The organism is Streptomyces sp. NPDC032161 (assembly GCF_040636995.1).
Classification (GTDB): domain Bacteria; phylum Actinomycetota; class Actinomycetes; order Streptomycetales; family Streptomycetaceae; genus Streptomyces.
Genome location: NZ_JBEZVN010000040.1, coordinates 1 through 19,787, shown reverse-complemented (window position 1 = coordinate 19,787; position 19,787 = coordinate 1). Strand labels below are relative to the sequence as shown.

The window sequence follows — 19,787 nt, the reverse complement described above, 5'->3', positions numbered from 1 at the left end:
AGGGGGCGTGGATGCCAACAGTGGTGTGGGACCGATCGGGTCGGGATGGCGCCCAGGGGGCGTGCTCGCCATGATGGGCGGATGCGTTCATAATCGTCAATAACTCATGCACAAATTGATCGCGCTAAGCTGTGCGCCATGACTTCGACCTTCGACAGGGGTCTGGATCTGCTCGACGCAGTCCTGACGGCCGAGGTGGGCGCGACCGGCTACCCCGGCAACGCCCAGCTCGCCGAACAGCTCGGCCTCGACCAGGCGCAGATATCCCGCATGCTCAAGGACCTCGGCTCGCTCGGCCTGGTCGAGCGGGACGGACTGGGACGCGGCTGGCGCGTCGGCCCGGGCTACTTCGCGCTCGCCGCGGCCGCGGGCGACGCCGGACTGCTGAGGGCGGCGCGCCCGCTGCTGCGCGGGCTGGTGTCGCGCTGGCACGAGCCGGCCTGGCTCTCGGTACGCTCACGGGAGGTGGCACTCACCGTCGAGGCGCAGCCCAGCCACTGGTCGTCCTCGGCGGCCGCAGCACCGGGCGCGGTGACGCCGGTCTGGTGCACCGGGCCCGGGCGGGCGCTTCTGCTCGATCACTCCGAACAGGAACTCGCCGAACTGCTCGGCGGGGTGGAGTTCGTCGGCGGCGGCCCGCTGGCCATTCGCGACGTACCGGCGCTCGCGGCCCGCAACGCCGCCGACCGGGCCGCCGGAATGGTCGTCGCCGACCGGGAGTTCGAGCACGACGTGGTCGACTTCTCGGCCCCCGTCCGGGACGGCTCCGGCGCCATCGTCGCGGCGCTCAGCATCGCCGTACCCCGGTTCCGGCTGGACGGACGCTCGGCGGAGATCGCGGACTCGGTCCGCAGTGCCGCTCAGGCCCTGGAGGTCAGGGCCTCCAACCGAGCAGGGCGGACAGCCGGTCGGCCAACCCTCTGACGATCTCGCCGTGTTGCTCGGCCAGCGGTGCGAGGCGATCAGACGGCCCCTGGGTGTGCAGGGCGCAGACGATCTGGCCGGAGAAGTCCTTCACCGGGGCGGCCACCGCGAAGACCCCGGGCTGCGACTCGCTGTCCACGACCGCGTAGCCGCGCAACCGCGCCGCGCGCAGCCGCGCCGCGAACTCGGCCACTCCGCCGGGTGCCTGCGGGCCGTGGGCGATGAACTCGGTGCCCGCGAACACCGTCTCCAACTCCTCGCGGGTGCAGTCCCAGAGCAGCGCCTGGCCCGCGTCGTCGCAGTACAGCGGATACGAGCGCCCCACCCAGGACAGCCCCGAGGGCACATCCTCCAGGATGGCCACCGCTCCGTCCCCGCGCACCTCGGCGAGGAAGGCGCTGACACCCGTCGCCTCCACCGCCTCTCGCAGGATCCGCGGTCCTTCCACCATCAGCCGCGACCGCGCCGCCAGCACCGCATGGGTGCGCAGCCGCCAGCTGAGTCCGTAGGCGCGGGTCCGGGAGTCGCGGGCGAGCAGGCCAGCAGCCTCCAGGCTGTGCAGGCTCCGGGCCACCTGTACCCGGTTCCGTCCGAGCCGCTCGGCGATCTCCGTCGCGGTCGCCGCCTCCTCAAGGGCGGCGACCGCGAGAAGCACATCCAGCCCTCGGCTCAGACTCTTCACGGTTCCAGCGCTCACCCGGAGAGGATAGTGGCCGACCTCGGCCCTGGTGGAAGCGGGCGGCGTCCCGTGTTGTACCGCGCGCCAACCGAGCGAGGGGTACCTGTTGAGTCGGCACGGAGCGCGGTGCCGGTGTTGCCACTGGTCCGTTTGCCTGGGATACGTGACTCAAGGATAGGTTCCGAGATCATGGACGAAATGAACTTGCTCAAGCGCTCCGGCGGTCCCGTAGTCCGAAGCCGGATCAGCCGTGACCTGGCTTGCCCTCGGTCTCGCAGAGGGCGACATCGTCATGTTCCACACCCGCATGTCCGCCATCGGCTACGTGGCCGGAGGGCCGCAGACCATCATCGGCACCCTCCATGACGTGGTCGGACCGCAGGGAACGCTCATGGCGACCTGCGGCTGGAATGACGCGCTCCCCATGACTTCGTCACGTGGCCACAGGATTGGCAGTCAGCCCTGCGCGCGGAACATCCCGCTTACGACCCCGACCTCAGCGAGGCAGACCACAACAACGGCCGCCTCCCTGAAGCACTGCGCCGCTGGCCCGGAGCCGTTCGCAGCCGACATCCGGCCGGGGGCTGCCGGTGGGCAGCATGGAGTCCTCGTAGCGGTCGCTGTCGGCCAGGTAGAGGGCGAAGCACCATCCGCCGACGGCTCCGGTGTAGCACAGCTTCATCAGTTTGGCCCGTTCACTGTCGGCCAGTTCGGCCTCCATTTAGGCGAAGCCTCCACAGTGGCGGACGTGCAGCTGCTTCAGCTGGGGCCAGGCGGTGCGGGCCTGCTCGTCGAGGCGCGCTTCCAGGGAGAGGCGGGTGTGTTCCGAGGGCGTGGGCATGGCGCCCATCCCGCCCGAGGGGCCGGTTGCCGGGTGCGGCAGGCTATGACCCTGTTGTTCCACTTCTCCTGATCGGCCTGCCTGCCTTGCCTGTTGCCCGTGCCCGCCGATAGTCCTGCGTGCCGCCGATCGCGAACGGCTGAAGCAGATGGTCTACGGCCACAAAACCGAGTACCGGCTGCGGATGCGCGCAGGTGGTGCCGCATGCGGCGCGTGGACGATCCAACGCGCGCCTCGCCCGCGAGACGCGGCCGCATCTCGACACGGTCCGACCTGGCGGGGCCGGTTCGCCGAGCACGGCCTGTCCGAGCTGTCTGACCGCGAACGCACCGGCCGCCCGCCGGTGTTCACCGCGCCGCAGGTCGCCGAGACCAAAGCTCTGGCCTGCCAACTGCCTGCCGAAACCGGCCTGGACGGGGAGCTGCCGGTTCATCAGGCGTCGGCAGGAGTCGTCCACCGGGTCGACCAGAGCGAGCAGATCATCACCGTGTCGATGCGGCCGTACTCGGCGAACGCCGCTCCGGGCGGCATGGGGTGGCCTTCGCGGCCGAACGTCCACAGCAGGTCGTAGGCGCGCACCTGGTTGGTGATCAGCGACCCCGACCACCCTGAGCATGTCCGGCCAGTGCGTCTCGATCCGCCCCAGGTTCGCCTTGTTGCGGGCGATGGCTTCCAGCGGCCCGTAGTCCCCGGCCGGCTCCTCGCCATCGCCCGCCGGCGGGTCCGCGCGCCAGAACCGCTGCTCGGCCAGATCACGGAAGCGCGGGGCGAAGCGGAAGCCGAGCATCTCGTAGGGGCCGCGGGCCATGTCCAAGTACGAGGCGTTGCCGGTCGCGGAGCCCTCCGCCGGGCGCACAGTCCAAGCCCGGCCAGACATCGATCAGGCGAGGAAGCCTCTGGTGGCCGCATCTCGGCAGCGCGGGGCCGCTGCAAACCGCAGGCCTTCGGCGGGTAGCCTGCCCCCATGTCTGAGCTGCCTCCTTTCAGCCCTACCATCATGCTGCTCACGATTGGGCGGAGGTGGGAGGCCGCGTTCGCCGAGGCCCTGAAGCCGCTAGGGCTGACCACCCGCAAGTACGGGCTACTGGGGCACGTTCGCGGAACTCCGGGCATCTCGTTCAGTGAGCTCGCTCGACGCTCACGCATCACCGTGCAGAGCGCGCACGCCGCGGTAGCGGCGTTCGTCGAGGCCGGGCTCGTCGACGACGGGACCTCGCGCGCCGGGTCCGCGTCGAGCCTGCGGGTCACGGCCGAGGGTGAATCGCTGCTTGCCCGGGCCGGCGAGGTCGTGGCCCGCCTGGACGGGGAGTTCGCCGCGCAGCATCCCGAGTTGACCGAGGCGCTGCGTGACATGTGGCGCGGGTGATGTAGGCAGTGGACCAACCTTCAGTTAGACTGAAGCCTATGGAACCCCTGTTGCTGTCCCTCCATGTCGTGGCGGGCATCCTCTTCGTCGGCCCCGTCGCCGTGACCACCAGCCTGTTTCCCCGGTACGCGCCAGTGACCGTCACGCCCTCGGCCGGGGAACGGGTCGAGCGGAGCCTCGATATGGCCCGCCTACTGCACCGCATCACCCGCGCCTACGGAGTCCTGGCGATCACGGTCCCGGTCATCGGCCTCACGCTCGCCTTCGTGCAAGGCCGCACAACCGATGCGTGGGTCGTCATCGCGATGGTGCTCACCGCCATCGCGGGTGGCCTACTTGTCCTGCAAATCACACCGCGCCAACGGGAAGCGCTCGCCGCCCCCGACGGGGGCGCCCAGCTGCGAAGCCTCGGCATGGTGGCCCGTGTCTTCAACCTGCTGTGGGCGGTCGTCGTCGTGCTCATGATCGTGCGCCCCGGATCGAGCAACGCATGACCGGGTTGCTGCGGACGCTGGCCGTACTCTCGGCGCTCGAACTCGTCAGCGTCCTCGCGCTGCTGGTGAACCTCGCCACCGTACACAACGACATCGTCGCGAGCGTTCTCGGTCCGGCCCATGGCGCGCTCTACCTGGCCGTCGCCGTCACGGCTCTCCTCGGTCGCGACCTGACCAGGCGGACTCGCGTCGGTGCGCTGGTGCCTGTACTGGGCGGCCCCCTCACGGTGGTCAACGTGCGACGAGAGGCGCGGAGCGCATGAGCCTGAGAAAGTGTTGGGTAATTGATCGGCTGCGGGTTGTGACGCACGGGCGGTGATCTTCGCGGTCGGGGGGCGCGAAGATCACCGTCATGTGTGTCTGTTCGTGCAAGCCGTCTTACGACTGGTCGCTGACGGACGCTCAGTGGGCGGTGATCGAGCCGCTGTTGCCTGGACGCCATGTGGAAGGCCGATGCCGACATCCCCGCCGTGCTGAAGTCGGTCTGCACCGCGATCGAACCGATCCTGGCCAAGTGACCACGGCCGGCCTCACGAAGACCCGCACGAGGACACCGGACGCCTCCCCCGCCCCTGTCGGCGCCCGGGGCACCTCCGGGCCACCGTTCTGGACGACCCGGCGCCGAGATGTGCTTGCCGGCTATCTGTTCATCGCGCCGCAGCTCGTCGGCGTCGCGCTGTTCGTACTCATCCCGGTCGGGCCGGCGATCTGGTACAGCCTGAACGACTGGAACGTCTTCACCGGCGGCCAGACCTTCGTCGGAGTCGACAACTACGCCGCCCTGGCCGACGACCCCAACTGCCGTCGGTGCTGGGGGCGACCGCCGTCTTCTGCGGCGGGGTCGTGATCCTGAACATCAGCCTGGGCCTGCTGCTCGCCGTACTCCTCAACCGGCGCTTTCGCGGAGCGACGTTCTTCCGCACCCTGCTCTTCTCCCCGGTCGTCGTCTCCGTGGTGGCGTGGACCCTGGTCTGGGGCTTCCTGCCCAGGACAACGACGGCATCAACGCCCTGCTCGACACGGTCGGCATCAACGGACCGAACTGGCTCCAGCACGGCGACACCGCGATGCGCCCGGATCCGCTTCCCCGGCTCGAACGCCCTCTTCCTGGTCGTGCTGGCCGGCCTCCTGGTGCCCGGCGAGGTGACGATCATGCCCCTGTTCCAGGTGTTCAAACGAGCCGGGATGATCAACACGCACTGGCCGCTGGTCCTGGTCACCGCACTGGCCGGACCGTGCGTCCTCGCCACCTTCATCATGCGACAGTTCTTCATCGCTCTTCCCGCCGAACTGGAGGAGGCGGGTCGCCTGGACGGCCTCGGCCGCCCCGCGATCTGGTGTCTGATCTTCCTGCCGCTGGCCAGGCCGGCGCTGTCCGCGGTCGCGATCCTGACCTTCCTCACCTCGTGGAACCTCTATCTGGAACCCACCGTCACCTCACCTCACCGGATCTGTTCACACTGCCACAGGCACTCACCCGGTTCACCGGCGCCTACGGAGGCGACATGTGGAACACCCAACTGGCGGCCGCCACCGTGATCGTCCTGCCCGTCCTGATCGTCTTCGTCATCGCCCAGCGCCAGTTCGTCGAGGGGTCCCACTCGGGCCTCAAATGAGGCCGGAATCACGTGTCTTGGATGCGCCTCTGTCCCAGCCCCGACCAGGCCGGAACCTACCGGAGGGACGGCCCCTGCCAGCGCACCGGGCTCGGACGCCCGGAGCGGACCCGCTCGTTCCCCGCATGGGGTCGTTCCCAGCAGCCCTGAAGGCAGATGCTTGGAGATCTACCGGCCGTCGCCCGAGCCCGACACAATCACCCACATGACGATCGCCAAGAGCGCGCCTCCGCCCACGCACAACACCCCCGTCGCCCTTGTCCGGGGACTCCTGACGGGTGGTGTGATCGGGGCGTCGCTGGCCGCTCTCGTCGTCGGCACCATCATCGAGAGCGTGCCGCTGTTCGTCACGGGCTTGGTCCTGCCCGCTGCCTACGGCCTGCTCTTCTTCCTCGCCGGTGTGCCGAGGCGTGCCCGGGAGGCGGCCCTCGCACCGCGTACGGCGCTCGCGATGGTCGAGAGTCTGGAGGCCGTCGGAGGCGAGGCCACCAGTGACGTGGCGGTGCGGTTCGACCTCACGGTTGCGCCGGACGACGTACCGGCGTATCGCGTCGCGTTCACACAGGACATCAACCTCGCGGACCTGCCCGACTACCGGCCGGGCGTCGTCGTGGTGGTCCAGTACCCGCCGGAGAGGCCGTGGCGGGTGAGGATCGTGAAGCGGCCGACACCGCAATGGGAGGAGCGGGCAGCCGGGGCCCATCTCGACTCGGCGCCAGGTCCGGCCATGGTGAGCGAGACCCCCGAGGGCTGTGCCGTCGGCTTCGTCACGCTGCTCGCCCTGCTGCTCGCCGCGGCCGGTGTGGTCCTGCTGTTCCGCGCCGACCTGTTCGACGAGGGAACCTCCGCGCGGCCGAGCCCCTCCAACACGCCTTCGGCCTCCTCCTCTTCATCGACCACGGTGGTGTCGTCGGCCTCCGGCACGGTCGCCCTCGGCCCGAACCAGTCGTTCCTCGACAAGGGGGAACTGCGCAAGGCCGTCGGCTCGCTCACCAAAGGCACGGACGCAAGCGCGGCGCTCACCGTCGTCGTACAGGAACGCCTGCTGTCGGTCGTGTACGCGCCCACCGGCTCAAAGGCCCCGACGTTCGACCCGGATTCCCTGCCCTACGACCGCTTCCCCGCACTGATCAAGGAGGCGCGGAGCAGCCTGGGTGTCGGTTCCCCGCAGACCTGGCAGGTCACCGTGGAACGCCTCACCGGCTCTCTGACCATCAGGGTCGGTGTGACGGGTATCGAGGGGACGGCCTCGCTGGAGGCGGACGGGGGCGGCAAGGTGGTGCGGCGCGCCCCGGCACGCTGACGGCACCGAGTCGGCCGCATTTCGCTCAAGAAAGGGGAAGACACATGGATCTTCAGGGATATCTGGTGCTGTGGTGCGCCGTGTTCGGCACCGTCGCGCTGGTCGGGTACGCCCGGTCGCTGGCCGGGATGACCCCGGCGCAGCGGGCGGTGAGGGTCATGGGGCGGATCGAGCAGGTGCGCGAGCCCCGGCACGGAAGCTCCGGCAGGGACGGGATACCCGTGGTCGTCTCCTTCCAGGATCCGTCCACCGGGCAGGAGTTCACCGTGACGAACGACCGTGAACGCGGCGAGAAGATCACGGCGGCCTGGACGGGCCGCCAGATCGGTGTCCGCTACCCGCGCGGGAGACCGCACGCCTACCGGTTCGTCGGCGACCTCCGGGCGGGCCGGCGCGGGCTCGGCTGGCCGAACTTCGCGGTCTTCCTGATCTACGTGGGTCTGGTGATCTTCGCCGCGGTCGAGTGGGGCTGGCCGTGGGCCCTGATCGGCTTCGGTGGACCCTGGACCGTCAACGGCGTGTGGTACCTGCCCCAGAGCGAACGCGCGGTGAGCCGCCGTATCAACGCGCTGACCTCTCAACCCCCTGTTCAGGGCCGTGTCATCGCCGTGCTCACGGACACCGGCACCGACAGCGAGGGCGGCACGTACACCAGCCGCACGCCGGTCATCGTCTTCACCACCCACGAGGGCACCCCCGTCACCGCCTACTGCACCGACAGGCTGCCCGACCCGGCGAACTCCTACGGCCGCAACGTCACGATCCACTACACACCCGACGACCCCGCCGTCTTCACCCCTGACATCGCGGCGGAACACCGGTCCCGCCCACTCGACCTCGCCTTCGGCGTCGTGGCGCTGCTCCTGGGAGTCGTGGCGGTCGTCGTCGGGGCGGTGCTCCTGTGACGCCCGAAGAGGTGCGGTGTGCACTGGGGTGCCTTCCCGGCATGGATCCGCTCGCGTTCGACTACGAGAACCCGCATGTGCGAGTGGACCGGGGGGTGTTCGAACTGTTCCCGCTGAACAGCATCGAGACCACACTCCGGGTTCCCCCGCCCTGGCTCGGGGCGCTGGTGGACTACAAGAAGCCGGACAAGCCCGGCGAGTTGATCTCCGGTGTCGTACGTGATCCGCAGGCCGCCCACTACGGCACCGACCGGTCCGCCTTCAGGTACCGCTACACCCAGGCGGTCCGGGTACCGAACGGCGACGAGCCGTTGTTCCGCGCCTACTTCACCGAAGTGGCCGCGCCCGCAGAGCGGTGTTCGTCATTCTCCGGCCGGTGCCGGGACTGTGTCCGACGACTCGGCAAGCTGATGTCCGCGTCCGTCCACGACGGCGTGTCCGCCTGCATGGTGCAGCGATGAGGAACGACATCGTTCTCGGCTGCGGTCTGCCCATCGAGGAGCGCATCGGGCAGCTCGTCGAGGGGTGGATGCGCGACGGCCGTGACCGCGACCATCTCGTGACCGGCAAGGCGTTCTTCGCGATGTACTCCTGGTACTCCCGGCACTGGGCCGACCATGACATCACGTGGTCGGAGTTCGTCGCCGCCTCGTACGACCTGATCGGCGGCAGCGACGGCTGGAACGCCATGCTGCGCGAACGGGCCGCATGCGAGAGCTGCCGGGACACGTACCGGCTGGAGAACATCGGGCTGTGCACCGGATGCATGCGATACGCCTGCTACGCCTGCGGCGCGCACAAATCCTGCGCCGGCGAGGTCGTCTGACCAACGCCTACCCCACCCGTCCCTGCGCAGGGCTGAGGAAGAAGCCTCGGAGGCTTCGGACCGTCCGCCGCTGAGTCCCCGAGTGAGGAACCCCTATGACAGTGCCTCCGGTACCGCCGCGTCACGCCCTCCTGCCCGACCGTGAACGGTCCCGCGCGGTGCTCGTCGCCTCCAACGCCGGCCTGCGCCAATGGCCTTCCCTCAGGCAGCCGGCAGAGCTGACCGCCCGCCTGGCACAGGCGCTCACCTCCCCTGGTCCCGGCGGAGCGTTCCATCGGAAGAACACCGCGCTGCTCTTGGGCCCGGAACGCCCGGCCGACGTACTCGACGCTCTGCGGCACGCCGCCGAGACGGCATCGGACGTGCTGCTGTTCTGGTACGCAGGGCGCGGCTTCCCTCGCGAAGGGGGACTCGCCTTCGGCGTGACGGAATCCGATCCGCAGCACGCGGCCGACACCGGTGTCGACCTGGACGCCGTTGCCGAGATCATGAGCACCGGTCGGGCGGCCCGCCGCGTTGTCGTCCTCGACTGCGACCACGCTGCCACAGCCACGACCCGGTTCACCGGCACAGCCCCCGCTCCCTCCCTGATGGCCGCCGAGACGTCGAGTTTCTGGCCGATGGCGGATCCCTTCACCGAGACCCTCGTGGACGGGCTGACCGGTGGCGTTCAAGAAGGCCCGGAGACGTTGGACCTGGTGACGCTCCACGACGCGATCGAGGCTGCCTATACCCGAACCCGCTACTACGTCGAGAACGAGTACATAGGGGGTCCCTCTCATGTGCTGCTCCGGGGTGGCCGAGAACTGGCCCTGGGCGTCAATCCGGCCTTCGGCCTCCCGAACGGCTCCGGCGCTCTGCCCCCGCATCCGGACGTCGTTCACGCGCAGGAGTCATGGTGACGGAGGCCCACACCTGATCCGTGCACCTTGATCTCATCGCGAACAGGATTTGCCGCCTTTCGGCCGGTTGTTCCCGGTCGACACCGCGATCAGCTGTGAATGGATCAGGTCGTTCGCGAAGGCCCGCCGATCATCCGTCGACCACTCGGACGCCTCGGACCGCCAGGCTTCCTTGAGCGGGACGAAGTGGTCGATGCCGGAGGTCGAGGCGATGGCCCGCCCGTCGTCCCCCAGCCGGAGTCAGCCGCAGCTCTCCGAAGACGGGGAGGGCAGGCCGCCCCGGGCGGCCGCCGGGGTGGAGGCGGAGGCCGGGTGGAGTCTCCCTGCCCCCGCGTCGCTGGCGGGGCGAGGAACCACCCCCTCCCCCAGCATGGGGACCCTGGCCACGGGTGACATACGGTGCTGGTGGCTGGGGTTCTTTCACTCCGCTGATCGTTCTTCGCCCCCGGCCTCCCGCGCCCCGGGGACCAGTGCGCTCCGGTCCCCGGGGCGCTGCCATTACCGCTGCCGGGCCGGCGTCCGGACCGCGTGCCGGGCCGGCCGGGTTCAGGCCCGGTCCGGGGGCGTGCGGTCCGGGCCGTAACGACGATCCGCTTCCGGCCTCTCCGCAAACGGGTTCCGCGGCATGACGGCCGGTGCCGGATCGCGTCGGCGTTCGGGAACCCGACGTGGCCGGTGCGGGACGCAGGACCACTGCGCTTCCAGCAGCCAACCCACGGGGTTGTTGTCCACCCTGTCCGAGGCGGTCCTCATCACCCGGCCAAGACTGATCTTCTCGGTGCCGTCGGTCACTTCGAAGCCGACCCGGGGCCCTGCCCCCAGCACGTCGTAGTTCTTCGCGCTCCAACTGCCGTTCATGAAGACCGCGACGCGGATGCGGCCGTCGCCGAAGTCGTATCCGAGGGAGAACCAGAGACGCTTCCAGCCGAGCCCGCCGTTCGGCGGCGGGACGGGGACGACGATGGCGTCCTTGTAGTGGATGACCTTGCCGGTGTCATCGGCGGTGAACCCGTGCGGAATGCTGCGGGTCTGGAACGTGGGCACAGTGCGGCTCCGCTCGCTGAGGGAATCTCACCGTCCTGTCCATACGGGCCGGTGAGCTCGCATCCATGGTTGGGTTCCGACGCCGGAGCCGACGAGCTTCGGCCAGCGCTCAGGCCCTTTCCAGGACAAGGTGGCCCTGCCTGGTTGGCTCGTCGACCGCACGGCTTGCCCTACTTCGACCTCGTCGACGGTCTGGACCGAGAACCAGTTCCCAGCTTCCTTGGCGACGAGCAAGTCGTTGCCGGAGGCGTCGAGAACCGCCGAGGTTCGACTTGAGATGGAGAGTCGCACGCTCGCGCGAATAGGCGATGTTCAGGAGAGCGGGAGTCGGTCGCCCCGGGCCCTGAGTCCGCCCTGCAGCCCCCGCGCCCGGTGGGTGCGCTCGGCGATCCAGCCGGCCATCGCCCGTACGCCGACGCCGATGGCGCGCTCATCCGGGGAGAAGTCGGGATAGTGCGGGTAGCTCGTTGTGATGGGCGCTCCAGGAGCACGGACGCCGAGGAATGTGTATGTACCGGGGATCCGGTCCAAGTAGAGGGCGAAGTCCTCGCCGTTGAAAGGGAAGGCGGCACGAAGCCCGGTGACCGTGTCACGGCCGACGGTGCGGCGTAGGTGATGGGCGAGCAGGTTGCCGTCGCGCTCCGGGCAGACCATGGCCGGGAACGGCTCGGCGGCGAAGCGTGTCGCGGCCCCCGCATATGGCATGCTCGCTCGGCGGATGTCGTCACGGACCTCCACGTACCGCTCCGGCGGCCAGCAGCGATAGGACACACTCACCGTGGCCTCCTGGGCCCTGGCCCGCAGGGCTACGAACCGGGCCAGCGGACCGTTGGGCGTCTTGACGTCGGCGACGAGGCGCTCCAGGTCCGCTGGGGTCTGCGGCACCGCCACCGTTGCGAGCGCGCCGATGTCGGCGGTCAGGCGCCGCGCGGCATCGAGCGCGTCCGGCCCGGAGAGGGTCACCTCCGCCTTGTCCTGGCCCGGCAACCCGTAGCCCGAAGTCACAGCGAACTGGCCGACCGGAAACGGCCCGCAGTGCAGCGCATGGATCTCCTCGATGCCCATACGCTCCAACACGCCCGTGTCGATCAGTGCGCGGGCGCCGGACAGGGCTTCCTCGGCAGGCTGGAAGAGGAAGACCGCTGTTCCGCTCAACTGCTGCCGCAGCCGCGCCAGGACCTGAGCGACGCCGACACCCACCGCGGTGTGGACATCGTGGCCGCAGACGTGGGCCGGCGCGGGGCCTGTCCCGACGATGTCCGTGGGCGGAACCGCGTCCATGTCCGCCCGGTAGGCAACGGTCCGGCCTGGACACGTACCCCGCAGGACACCGACGACACCGTGGCCGCCCACCCCGGTGGTAACGGTCAGCCCCGCCGCCCGCAGCTCCCGGGCCACCACAGCGGCCGTGCGCTGCTCCCGCCCCGGGGCTTCGGGGTGCCGGTGGATGTCCCGCCGCAACTCGATCAACGCGCGCTCCAGACGCGCCGTCTCGGCGGCCACCGCCGCCTGTCTCACCGGCCCTCCCCACTCACCGGCCGCGGCCTTCCCCGCGCCTGCAAACACCGTTCCCACACCGGCCGCCGCTGCGCCGGCCAGTAACGTGCGGCGCGCGAGAGCGCGTTCCATGGAACGACTCACCGTTTCCCCCTTCGGCTCACGTTGTTTTCCGGGACACATGATCGCCGGACACCGATGCCGCCGCCCATCCGGCCAGCCACCATGTGGGAGTGGGGGGAAACCACACCACGAGGCACTGCCGTGTCGACGCTGCTGTCCCCTCGAGCGCCGGTCCGGTGACCGCGAGGCCGAACGCCTGCGTGATCGTGTGCAATGGGTGACTTCCAACGATGGTGTCGGTGAGGTTATGGCGGGCGGTGAGCAGGGCGCGGGCAGTGACCAGGCGGGCGTCGGGCAGGGGCACCTACTGGTCGGGTACGGCGGGCGGCGGTGGCGGTGGCGGTGGCGGCTGTGGTAGTGGCCTCGGCCAGCCAGCGCCACACGGTGCGGCCAGAGACGTTGAGGCACTGCACGGTGGTGTGCACGTGGGCGCGAGTGAGCCGGTGCTGGGCACGCAGCGCGAGCAGATGCCGTACGAGCGGGGCGCGCAGAGCGGTCAGCGACACCGCGTCCGGGGCGGGCTCGGCCTCGTCGGGTGCGGGCGCCGGGTCGGGGATGGGTTGGGACGGCGTGGTGTCCATCGTGGTCCTTCCCGCGCGTGCGGAGCTGCCCCGTGTAGAGGCGGGCGGGGGTGTGGGTCAGGGCACGGGCCAAGGCGGGCACGGGCCCGCGTCAAAAGGGCGGCATCGACCGTGTGCCCGGGGTGGCGGTCCAGGGCGGCGTACGCGTGCGAGGTGATCTTCGCCCAGGCGCGGAAGTTGCCCTTCGCGCGCGGTGTGCTCGCGCATCCATCGGTGCAGGGCCTTCACGTTCCCGGCCAGTTCCCCAAGCCGGGCCCGCAACGCGTCATCAAGAGCGAACCGTCCACGCCGCGGAGCGGGTTCTGCCCGGCCCGACTCCTTCGCAGCCGCGAGTCCTCGATGGTGAGCTGCCGCGGGAGGGTGTCGAGCGGTTCCGGTTGCTGGTCGAAGGAGACGCGGTAATCGCTGCCGGAGGTTCGGCTGCGTGCCCAAGCTCACGTCATGGGCATGAATTCGGGCAGGGTGAGGGCCGAATGGGCCGGTCGTCCCTCCGTGGAGGGCATGGCGCTGAGATTGCGCAGCATGGCATTGCGCTGCTCCAGGGCCCGGGCGGTGGTCGGGAAGAGTGCGGCGTCGCCCTCGCCGACCTGCTCCTGGTTCAGGGTTACGAACTCACGGGTGTCGCGTTCGTAGGCAGCGAAGCCCGCGGTGTAGTCCCGGTCGGCCAGGGAACCGGCGAGCATGTACGCGCCGACGAGCGCGAGGCTGGAGCCCTGTCCGGTGAGGAACGAGGGTGCGTACGCGGCGTCGCCCACCAGCGCGACCCTGCCGCTGGACCAGCGGGGCATGCGAATCTGGCTGACCTCGTCGAAGAACAGGTCATCCGCGTCGCGCATGGCGGCAAGCATGCCCGGGACCTCCCATTCCGCGTCGGCGAAGGCCGTGGCGACCAGGTCCCGTTGGGCTTCCGGGTTCCGGAATGCGTCGAGCGGCGGTTTCGGGTGGGCGAAGTTCAGGAAGGCGTGCACTTCGCCGTTGTCCTCCACGGCGTAGAGTGCCGCGGCTCTGCCCGGGGTGTTCCACATCATGAGCTCGCGGGAGAGTCCGAAGGTGTTGCGCATGGTGAACCCGGCGAAGCAGTAGCCGAGGTATCGGTGGAACTGTGCTTCGGGGCCGAACAGGAACTCGCGGGTACGTGAGTGCAGACCGTCCGCACCGAACACCATGTCGAACGTACGCCTGCTGCCCCCGCGGAAGGTGACGTCGACCCCGTGGCCGGACTGGTCGAGGGTGTCGATGGAGTCGTTGAACAAGAACTCCACGTCGTCACGGACCGCCGTGTGGAGAGCGTCGGTCAGGTCCCCGCGCCGAACCTCGATGTCCCGTCCCGCGACACCGCCTGTGACAGTGTGCGGGGCGACCGAGGCCACCTCGCTGCCGTCCCCGCCGAGGAAGGTCAACTGCCGCAGGTCGATGTGCGCGTCCTTCAGTCGAGGCAGGATTCCCATCCTTCGGACGACCTCGAGTGCGGTGCCGCGTATGTCGATGGGGTATCCACCGCCACGGAGTACGTCCGCCTTCTCGACCACCGTGACCGCGAATCCGTAGCGGTTCAACCAGAACGCGAGGGCGGGTCCCGCGATGCTGGCCCCGGATATCAGGACCTTGCGCCTTGGCGTGGTGCGGATGTCTGTCAACGGATCAATGCGGGTCATTCCTTGGCTCCTTTGCTCGTGGCACGGGTGACGAGGAGGGACAGTGCCGTGACGGCGCCGGCTATGACGAAGCCGGTAACGAAGGCCGATTCGGCCGGGATATCGGACCCGGTGGGGGTGCCGGCGGTGAGGATCGCGCCACTGACCTGCACACCCACGGCGTAGCCGAGCACGCGTGTCACCAGGACCAGGCTGGTGGCGATGCCGGTGTCACCTTGATGGACGGATGTGGCGGTGCCGGTCACCAACGCCGTGACGCACAGGCCGTTGGCGAGCGCGATCATCATCTTGCCGATGATGAGATGCCAGACCTCGGTGTGCACGACTGCCAGGGCGATCAGGGTGGCGGCCATGATGACGCTCCCGGCGGTGACCACGGCGTGCGAGCCGAAACGCCGCGCCCCGATCCCACCGATCGGCCCGGCCAGCGACGCGGCCACGGCGCCGGGCAGCAGGAAGAAGCCGATCTCGGTGGCGCTGGCCCCGAATCCGTACTCGGCGGCGGGTACCGCGAACAGTTGCGGGACGAGATAGACCGCCACCGAGGTACCGACGCAGATCACGAATGTCAGCACGCACGATTTCCACACCGCAGGCTGTGCAAGCATGCGCAGATCGACCATCGGCGAGGTCGCACGACGCTCAACGGCTGTCCATCCGATCATAAAGGCGGCCAGAATCACGATGAGGGCGCCGAGCACGAGTGGCTGCGAGCCGATGTCGGGCGCAAGCGCGAGCACGAGCACGAGCGTGACAAGCGTCCCGCTCAGGAGAACCAGGCCGGGCCAGTCGACCCCGGCGCCGTCCGACCGGCTCGGCGGATCATGCGGCATCAGCCTGTTCACCAGGATGGTGGCCCCCATGACCGCGATCGTCGGCAGCGCGAACATCCAGTGTTGGGAAAGCCCTTCGGCCACGGGCCCGGCCGACAGCGTTCCGGCCATCCCGCCCCCCACGAACATTCCGCTGACCACCCCGATGGCCACCTTCGACTCTCCTGCGGGGAGATGTTCGCGCACCAGGATGAACGACAGGGGCAGCGCGCCCACCATCGCACCCTGCAGTACCTGGCCGAGCAGCAGCACCGGCAGGTTCGGCGCAAGGGCCGACACCAGACCACCGGCACAGACCACCGCCATCAGCCGGATCAGGACCCGTTTTCCGCCGTAGCGGTCGCCCAACTTGCCCGCGACCGGTGTGACGAGCGCGCCGGTGATGAGGAGCATGATGCTGAGTAACGCCCCTTCGGCGGGACTCATGTCCAGCTCGCGTTGCAGGAGCGGGAGCGTCGGTGTCACCACCGACTCCAAGGCACCGGTGGCGACTGCCAGCATGCCGAGGGCCCCGACAGCGGCCTTTCCGATGCGGGCGGGGGAAACCAGAGTTGCGGTCATGGATGTCCTTTCCGTCATTGGCGGGCAAGGAAGGGGTCGGCCGTGCCCGTAGCGCTGCCGCCTTGCCGGGCCCGGCGTGGGCACGGCGGCGATTCATGCGGGGGCGCAGTGTGCATGGTGTTTTGCGGACAGGTATCCGAGGTCGTCCGGCGGGGTGAGCCCGGGGAAGCGGTACCCGAGGTGGCGCATGCGTGGCTCCCCCGGGCGGAGCGGGTGCAAGAGTGCGGCACCCACCGAGCCAGCATTACACTACACCGTGCAGTGTAGTACGGTTAGCATGTGAACATGCCGACCACGAAGAAGCCGACCACGAAGACACTGCGCGAAGGGTCCACACGGAAGCGGGCCGCCATCCTCTCTGCGGCCCGGGAACTGTTCCTCACCGACGGCTTCGACCGGTCCAGCGTCGACGCGGTCGCCACCCGGGCCGAGGTGTCCAAGCGGACGGTCTACGACTACTTCGGCGACAAGCAGACGCTGCTGCAAGCAGTCGTCGACGCCATCGGCCAGTCGATGATCACCACGATCCGGCACACCATCGACGACACCCTCAGCGGGCTCACCGAGGCCGCCGACCTCGAGGACGCCCTGGTCACGTTCTCGATGCGCATCTCGACCGACATGCTCGACTCGGCGGAGTACGCAACGCTGCAACGACTGGTCCGGGCGGAATCCGGCCATCTGCCGCACCGGGGCTACAACTCCATGGCCGACACCCCCGACGAGGCACTTGCAGAGCGGTTCGCCGCCTTCGCCGCCGCCGGGCTGCTCGACGTCCCCGACCCCCGACTCGCGGCCGACCAGTTCATCGCACTGACCTTCGGCGTCGCGCTGGACAGGCTCGGTTCCGCGAATGCCGCGGAGGACACCCGCGTCCGGCCACTCGTCGTCGAGGGAGTGCGGACCTTTCTCCGGGCATACCGAACCACGTAGGGCTGCGGCGGCACGAAAGAACAGTGCGCCGTCAGCCCATGTTTCCTCCCTCTTCTCCTCCGCTTCCGCAGCGGCCATTGGGCGCCCGAAGAAGGCGAGAAAGGCCAAGGCGAAGCGAAAGGTGAGGGTGAAGGCGCGCGGGTGGAGCCGGTGGGTGGACGCGGGCCGAGTGCGCCCGCACGGGAGTTGCTGAAGTTCAGCACGCCCCGGGACCCGGCGTTGTCGGCACGGTTGGTGAAGCTGCGGATCATCGAGCCGGAGAACACGTTCTGGCCGCGCGGTATCCAGGCATGCGTGCGATACGTGAAGGAGACCAGGGCGGATCAGCTACGGGTGCCGTGCGACTACGGCCTTGACCCCGGATTTTGGACGCCGGAGAGACTTGGATCTTGATGACCCAGGAGAACGGAGTCCCTGTGGGGATGAAGCACTACCCCGCCGAGTTCAAGGCTGACGCGGTCGCGTTGTACCGGTCCCGTCCAGGAGTTCGACCGGCACGGAACCCCGCTCGCCGTCACGCTCACCGGTGGCAACCGCCACGACGTCACCCAGCCGCTGCCGCTGCTCGACGCGGTCCCGCCGATCCGGGGGCTGCGGAGGACGACCTCTCCGCAAGCCGCGGCACCTGTGCGCCGACCGGGGCTACGACTTCGACAAGTACCGCCGCCTGCTGTGGCAGCGCGGCATCAAGCCGGTGATCACCCGACGCGGCGTGGCCCACGGCTCAGGGCTCGGCAAGGGCCGTTGGGTAGTGGACCGGGGCTTCGCCTGGCTGCGCCAGTTCAAACGGCTCCGGATCCGCTACGAACGACGCACCGACCTCCACCAGGGCCTGCTCGAACTGGCCTGCATGCCTCATCTGCCTCCGTCGTCTGCGCAGGGGTGAGTTCCCCGTCCGAGTGGACGGAGTGGACATGGCAGTCCCCGCGGTACCAGGCCGCCCCGCGTCCGACCGCCCGGGCCGGCGGGAAGCTCAAACTCGACAAGGCTCTCTCCCCCAAAGTCCTGTCACGCCAACGCGCAATCACAGCAGAGGTGGTTGAGGGCAGCGGGGACGGCCTGGAGCTGCGCCTGATCGAGGTCTCGCCCGAGGGGGCCATGGGCGGCTGGTAGGCCGGGCCGCCCGAGCCGCGCGGAGGCGACCCGGTCCCGCCTGTTCCGGCTCCCGCCACGCGGCGTCTACGGCCTCCAGGAATTCCTCGACCCCGAAGGCAACAGAGATGCCTTCGGCCCCGAGGAACAACTGGTCGGCCTCTGGGGCCCGGTGTGGTTGCGATCGAGTGATCAAAGGACGCGAGCCAGTGCGTCCGGCCCCACGAAGTGCAAGGGTGGATCGCCGCGCAGGAACCGCAGCACCTCCTCCACGGCACTTGCGCCGAGCCGCTGACGGCACTCGGCGGTGCCCGCCGCCTGATGAGGGGTCAGCAGAACGTTCGGCAGTTTCCGGAACGGGTGGCGGACCGGCAGTGGTTCGGTGTCGAAGACATCGATCGCAGCGTCCAGCCGGCCCGCCGACACCTGCACCAGAAGCGCGTCCTCGTCGACGAGCCAGGAACGGGCGGTGTTGACCAGTCCGGCGCCGTCGGGCATCAGCTCCAGTTCGCGCGCACCCAGCATGCGCCGGGTCTCGGCGGTGGCAGGGGCGTGCACGGCGACGATCCGGCTGCCACGGAGCAGTTCGTCCAGCGGCACCACCCGTACCGCGAGCCGCTGTGCGTCCTCGGCTGTCAGATACGGGTCGGTGACCGCGACCTGTGCCCCCAGTGCCCTCACCAGCTCGATGTACGCACGGCCGGTGCGGGACGCTCCGATGACGCCGATCGCACAGCCCTGGATCTCATGCCGCGGCGGGGCCTGGCCGGCCTCGTCCCAGTCGGCTCCGCCGCGCAGCGCGTGGTCGAAGCGGTGGATGCGGTGCAGCAGGGCGAGGGTGAACGCCAGGGCCACCTCGGCGACCGGGCGTGCCATAGCGTCACCGGCCTGGGTGACGAGGATCCCACGCCGGAAGACTTCCTCGGTGACGTACGGGGCGACCGCCGATCCGGTGTGGGCGACGATCGCCAGTCGGTCGGCGACGTCGAGGAGTTCCTCGCTGAGGCGTGGCGTTCCCCAAGCGGTGATCAGGGCACGAGCACCGGGCAGCGCCGCACCGAGTGCGTCCCGGTCGGTGTGCTCGTCGAGGACGACCGGCTGCGCCGCGGCGCAGAGGCTCTGCCACACCGCGGGGGCGAAGAACTGCGCACGAAGGTGCGGGGGTACGGCGACGACGACCCGCGGCAGGCGGGCCGCCCCCGGGTCAGGAGAGCCAGTCATCGACGTGCTCCGCGACGAAGTCGTCGTCGGTGAGCCAGGGGTAGGCCGTGGCCACCCGGCTGATCTCCTCGGCCTGGCCGGGAGACAAGACCTCCTTCGGATCGAGACACCAGATGCCCTCCAACAGACCCTGGCGGCGCAGCACTTCATGGACACCCGCGATACAGCCGCGGAATCCGCCGCGCACGTCGAACACAGCGCTGTTGGCGTCGGTGAGCTCCGGACGGCGGGCGAGGCAGCCGACCATGGCGTCGTGGTCACCGGCGCGTGCCCGCCGGACCTGATCGAGAAGGGTGACGGCGGAGCCGGTCCAAACGGCCCACTGGCCGAGCAGCCCGCCGGCGAACCAGCGCCGGGTGCCGCCGGCCGTCTCGTACGGGGTGAGCAGGTC

General features: G+C 69.5%; 19 protein-coding genes and 9 pseudogenes. 16 read left to right on the top strand and 12 right to left on the bottom strand.

Annotated elements, in window-relative coordinates; translation table 11 throughout:
- Positions 1-138 precede the first annotated feature (138 nt).
- Positions 139-924: an IclR family transcriptional regulator C-terminal domain-containing protein gene (locus AB0E67_RS32245; RefSeq protein WP_362033480.1), complete on the top strand. Its 786-nt coding sequence runs from the start codon at positions 139-141 to the stop codon at positions 922-924.
- Here the strand turns inward: AB0E67_RS32245 and AB0E67_RS32240 are convergent.
- The gene (locus AB0E67_RS32240) at positions 875-1,621 is read right to left on the bottom strand and encodes an IclR family transcriptional regulator C-terminal domain-containing protein (RefSeq protein ID WP_362033477.1); all 747 of its coding nucleotides are present in this window, start codon (positions 1,619-1,621) and stop codon (positions 875-877) included. The two genes, AB0E67_RS32245 and AB0E67_RS32240, sit on opposite strands and share 50 nt — an antisense overlap.
- A 171-nt stretch (positions 1,622-1,792) precedes the next feature.
- On the opposite strand from AB0E67_RS32240, the pseudogene AB0E67_RS32235 reads away from it, so the two are divergent.
- A pseudogene (locus AB0E67_RS32235) lies at positions 1,793-2,176 on the top strand (AAC(3) family N-acetyltransferase); the annotation flags it as partial.
- Here AB0E67_RS32235 and AB0E67_RS32230 read toward each other — a convergent pair.
- A complete protein-coding gene (locus AB0E67_RS32230) occupies positions 2,100-2,324 on the bottom strand; it encodes a hypothetical protein (RefSeq protein ID WP_362033536.1) in 225 nt (74 codons plus the stop codon). The pseudogene AB0E67_RS32235 and the gene AB0E67_RS32230 sit on opposite strands and share 77 nt — an antisense overlap.
- A gap of 268 nt (positions 2,325-2,592) precedes the next feature.
- Between AB0E67_RS32230 and AB0E67_RS32225 the strand changes: the two are divergent.
- Positions 2,593-2,805, top strand: a pseudogene (locus tag AB0E67_RS32225) (IS630 family transposase); the annotation flags it as partial.
- Between the two features lie 48 nt (positions 2,806-2,853).
- On the opposite strand, the pseudogene AB0E67_RS32220 reads toward AB0E67_RS32225, so the two are convergent.
- Positions 2,854-3,300: pseudogene (locus AB0E67_RS32220) on the bottom strand (Tn3 family transposase); the annotation flags it as partial.
- Positions 3,301-3,408: 108 nt separating this feature from the next.
- On the opposite strand from AB0E67_RS32220, the gene AB0E67_RS32215 reads away from it, so the two are divergent.
- From AB0E67_RS32215 to AB0E67_RS32165, 11 genes and pseudogenes are all read left to right on the top strand, one after another.
- The gene (locus tag AB0E67_RS32215; RefSeq protein ID WP_362033474.1) at positions 3,409-3,810 is read left to right on the top strand and encodes a MarR family transcriptional regulator; all 402 of its coding nucleotides are present in this window, start codon (positions 3,409-3,411) and stop codon (positions 3,808-3,810) included.
- A gap of 38 nt (positions 3,811-3,848) precedes the next feature.
- A complete protein-coding gene (locus tag AB0E67_RS32210) occupies positions 3,849-4,304 on the top strand; it encodes a hypothetical protein (protein WP_362033471.1) in 456 nt (151 codons plus the stop codon).
- Positions 4,301-4,567: a hypothetical protein gene (locus AB0E67_RS32205; protein WP_362033469.1), complete on the top strand. Its 267-nt coding sequence runs from the start codon at positions 4,301-4,303 to the stop codon at positions 4,565-4,567. The genes AB0E67_RS32210 and AB0E67_RS32205 overlap by 4 nt, the downstream gene beginning before the upstream one ends.
- Positions 4,568-4,656: 89 nt before the next feature.
- Positions 4,657-4,743 (top strand): annotated as a pseudogene (locus tag AB0E67_RS32200) (IS5/IS1182 family transposase); the annotation flags it as partial.
- Between the two features lie 75 nt (positions 4,744-4,818).
- Positions 4,819-5,151, top strand: coding sequence for a hypothetical protein (locus tag AB0E67_RS32195; RefSeq protein ID WP_362033533.1), 333 nt, complete (start codon positions 4,819-4,821; stop codon positions 5,149-5,151).
- 224 nt (positions 5,152-5,375) lie between these two features.
- Positions 5,376-5,920: pseudogene (locus AB0E67_RS32190) on the top strand (carbohydrate ABC transporter permease); the annotation flags it as partial.
- Between the two features lie 205 nt (positions 5,921-6,125).
- A complete protein-coding gene (locus AB0E67_RS32185; RefSeq protein ID WP_362033466.1) occupies positions 6,126-7,223 on the top strand; it encodes a hypothetical protein in 1,098 nt (365 codons plus the stop codon).
- A 44-nt stretch (positions 7,224-7,267) separates the two neighbouring features.
- Positions 7,268-8,128: a DUF3592 domain-containing protein gene (locus AB0E67_RS32180; RefSeq protein ID WP_362033463.1), complete on the top strand. Its 861-nt coding sequence runs from the start codon at positions 7,268-7,270 to the stop codon at positions 8,126-8,128.
- Between the two features lie 41 nt (positions 8,129-8,169).
- Positions 8,170-8,589, top strand: a complete 420-nt coding sequence (locus AB0E67_RS32175) for a hypothetical protein (protein ID WP_362033460.1) — start codon at positions 8,170-8,172, stop codon at positions 8,587-8,589.
- Positions 8,586-8,954 carry a hypothetical protein gene (locus AB0E67_RS32170; protein WP_362033457.1) on the top strand — a complete coding sequence of 123 codons (369 nt, stop codon included), beginning with the start codon at positions 8,586-8,588 and terminating at the stop codon, positions 8,952-8,954. Before AB0E67_RS32175 ends, AB0E67_RS32170 begins: the two co-directional genes overlap by 4 nt.
- Before the next feature lie 95 nt (positions 8,955-9,049).
- Entirely contained in the window at positions 9,050-9,856 is an 807-nt protein-coding gene (locus AB0E67_RS32165; protein WP_362033454.1) for a hypothetical protein, read from the top strand.
- Between the two features lie 54 nt (positions 9,857-9,910).
- On the opposite strand, the pseudogene AB0E67_RS32160 reads toward AB0E67_RS32165, so the two are convergent.
- From AB0E67_RS32160 to AB0E67_RS32135, 6 genes and pseudogenes are all read right to left on the bottom strand, one after another.
- A pseudogene (locus tag AB0E67_RS32160) lies at positions 9,911-10,051 on the bottom strand (DUF1524 domain-containing protein); the annotation flags it as partial.
- 351 nt (positions 10,052-10,402) lie between these two features.
- A complete protein-coding gene (locus tag AB0E67_RS32155; RefSeq protein ID WP_362033452.1) occupies positions 10,403-10,900 on the bottom strand; it encodes a hypothetical protein in 498 nt (165 codons plus the stop codon).
- A gap of 312 nt (positions 10,901-11,212) precedes the next feature.
- A complete protein-coding gene (locus AB0E67_RS32150) occupies positions 11,213-12,529 on the bottom strand; it encodes an amidohydrolase (RefSeq protein ID WP_362033450.1) in 1,317 nt (438 codons plus the stop codon).
- Positions 12,530-12,765: 236 nt separating this feature from the next.
- A complete protein-coding gene (locus AB0E67_RS32145; RefSeq protein ID WP_362033447.1) occupies positions 12,766-13,101 on the bottom strand; it encodes a hypothetical protein in 336 nt (111 codons plus the stop codon).
- A gap of 434 nt (positions 13,102-13,535) precedes the next feature.
- A complete protein-coding gene (locus AB0E67_RS32140) occupies positions 13,536-14,756 on the bottom strand; it encodes an FAD-dependent monooxygenase (RefSeq protein ID WP_362033444.1) in 1,221 nt (406 codons plus the stop codon).
- Complete coding sequence (locus AB0E67_RS32135) at positions 14,753-16,150, bottom strand: MFS transporter (protein ID WP_362033441.1); 1,398 nt, start codon at positions 16,148-16,150, stop codon at positions 14,753-14,755. The genes AB0E67_RS32140 and AB0E67_RS32135 overlap by 4 nt, the downstream gene beginning before the upstream one ends.
- A 285-nt stretch (positions 16,151-16,435) precedes the next feature.
- Between AB0E67_RS32135 and AB0E67_RS32130 the strand changes: the two genes are divergently transcribed.
- A complete protein-coding gene (locus tag AB0E67_RS32130; RefSeq protein ID WP_362033439.1) occupies positions 16,436-17,083 on the top strand; it encodes a TetR/AcrR family transcriptional regulator in 648 nt (215 codons plus the stop codon).
- A gap of 489 nt (positions 17,084-17,572) precedes the next feature.
- Positions 17,573-17,961: pseudogene (locus AB0E67_RS32125) on the top strand (IS5 family transposase); the annotation flags it as partial.
- Here AB0E67_RS32125 and AB0E67_RS32120 read toward each other — a convergent pair.
- From AB0E67_RS32120 to AB0E67_RS32110, 3 genes and pseudogenes are all read right to left on the bottom strand, one after another.
- Positions 17,956-18,054: pseudogene (locus AB0E67_RS32120) on the bottom strand (histidinol phosphatase); the annotation flags it as partial. The pseudogenes AB0E67_RS32125 and AB0E67_RS32120 sit on opposite strands and share 6 nt — an antisense overlap.
- Before the next feature lie 313 nt (positions 18,055-18,367).
- Entirely contained in the window at positions 18,368-19,396 is a 1,029-nt protein-coding gene (locus AB0E67_RS32115) for a hydroxyacid dehydrogenase (protein ID WP_362033436.1), read from the bottom strand.
- A pseudogene (locus AB0E67_RS32110) lies at positions 19,380-19,787 on the bottom strand (dihydrodipicolinate synthase family protein); the annotation flags it as partial. The pseudogene AB0E67_RS32110 and the gene AB0E67_RS32115, both read right to left, overlap by 17 nt.

Bases quoted from the DNA above. Each gene is read 5' to 3' on its own strand.
- AB0E67_RS32245 (WP_362033480.1), top strand. From the start codon at position 139: ATGACTTCGACCTTCGACAGGGGTCTGGATCTGCTCGACGCAGTCCTG.
- AB0E67_RS32230 (WP_362033536.1), bottom strand. From the start codon at position 2,324: ATGGAGGCCGAACTGGCCGACAGTGAACGGGCCAAACTGATGAAGCTG.
- AB0E67_RS32215 (WP_362033474.1), top strand. From the start codon at position 3,409: ATGTCTGAGCTGCCTCCTTTCAGCCCTACCATCATGCTGCTCACGATT.
- AB0E67_RS32210 (WP_362033471.1), top strand. From the start codon at position 3,849: ATGGAACCCCTGTTGCTGTCCCTCCATGTCGTGGCGGGCATCCTCTTC.
- AB0E67_RS32205 (WP_362033469.1), top strand. From the start codon at position 4,301: ATGACCGGGTTGCTGCGGACGCTGGCCGTACTCTCGGCGCTCGAACTC.
- AB0E67_RS32185 (WP_362033466.1), top strand. From the start codon at position 6,126: ATGACGATCGCCAAGAGCGCGCCTCCGCCCACGCACAACACCCCCGTC.
- AB0E67_RS32180 (WP_362033463.1), top strand. From the start codon at position 7,268: ATGGATCTTCAGGGATATCTGGTGCTGTGGTGCGCCGTGTTCGGCACC.
- AB0E67_RS32175 (WP_362033460.1), top strand. From the start codon at position 8,170: ATGGATCCGCTCGCGTTCGACTACGAGAACCCGCATGTGCGAGTGGAC.
- AB0E67_RS32170 (WP_362033457.1), top strand. From the start codon at position 8,586: ATGAGGAACGACATCGTTCTCGGCTGCGGTCTGCCCATCGAGGAGCGC.
- AB0E67_RS32165 (WP_362033454.1), top strand. From the start codon at position 9,050: ATGACAGTGCCTCCGGTACCGCCGCGTCACGCCCTCCTGCCCGACCGT.
- AB0E67_RS32150 (WP_362033450.1), bottom strand. From the start codon at position 12,529: ATGGAACGCGCTCTCGCGCGCCGCACGTTACTGGCCGGCGCAGCGGCG.
- AB0E67_RS32145 (WP_362033447.1), bottom strand. From the start codon at position 13,101: ATGGACACCACGCCGTCCCAACCCATCCCCGACCCGGCGCCCGCACCC.
- AB0E67_RS32140 (WP_362033444.1), bottom strand. From the start codon at position 14,756: ATGACCCGCATTGATCCGTTGACAGACATCCGCACCACGCCAAGGCGC.
- AB0E67_RS32135 (WP_362033441.1), bottom strand. From the start codon at position 16,150: ATGACCGCAACTCTGGTTTCCCCCGCCCGCATCGGAAAGGCCGCTGTC.
- AB0E67_RS32130 (WP_362033439.1), top strand. From the start codon at position 16,436: ATGCCGACCACGAAGAAGCCGACCACGAAGACACTGCGCGAAGGGTCC.
- AB0E67_RS32115 (WP_362033436.1), bottom strand. From the start codon at position 19,396: ATGACTGGCTCTCCTGACCCGGGGGCGGCCCGCCTGCCGCGGGTCGTC.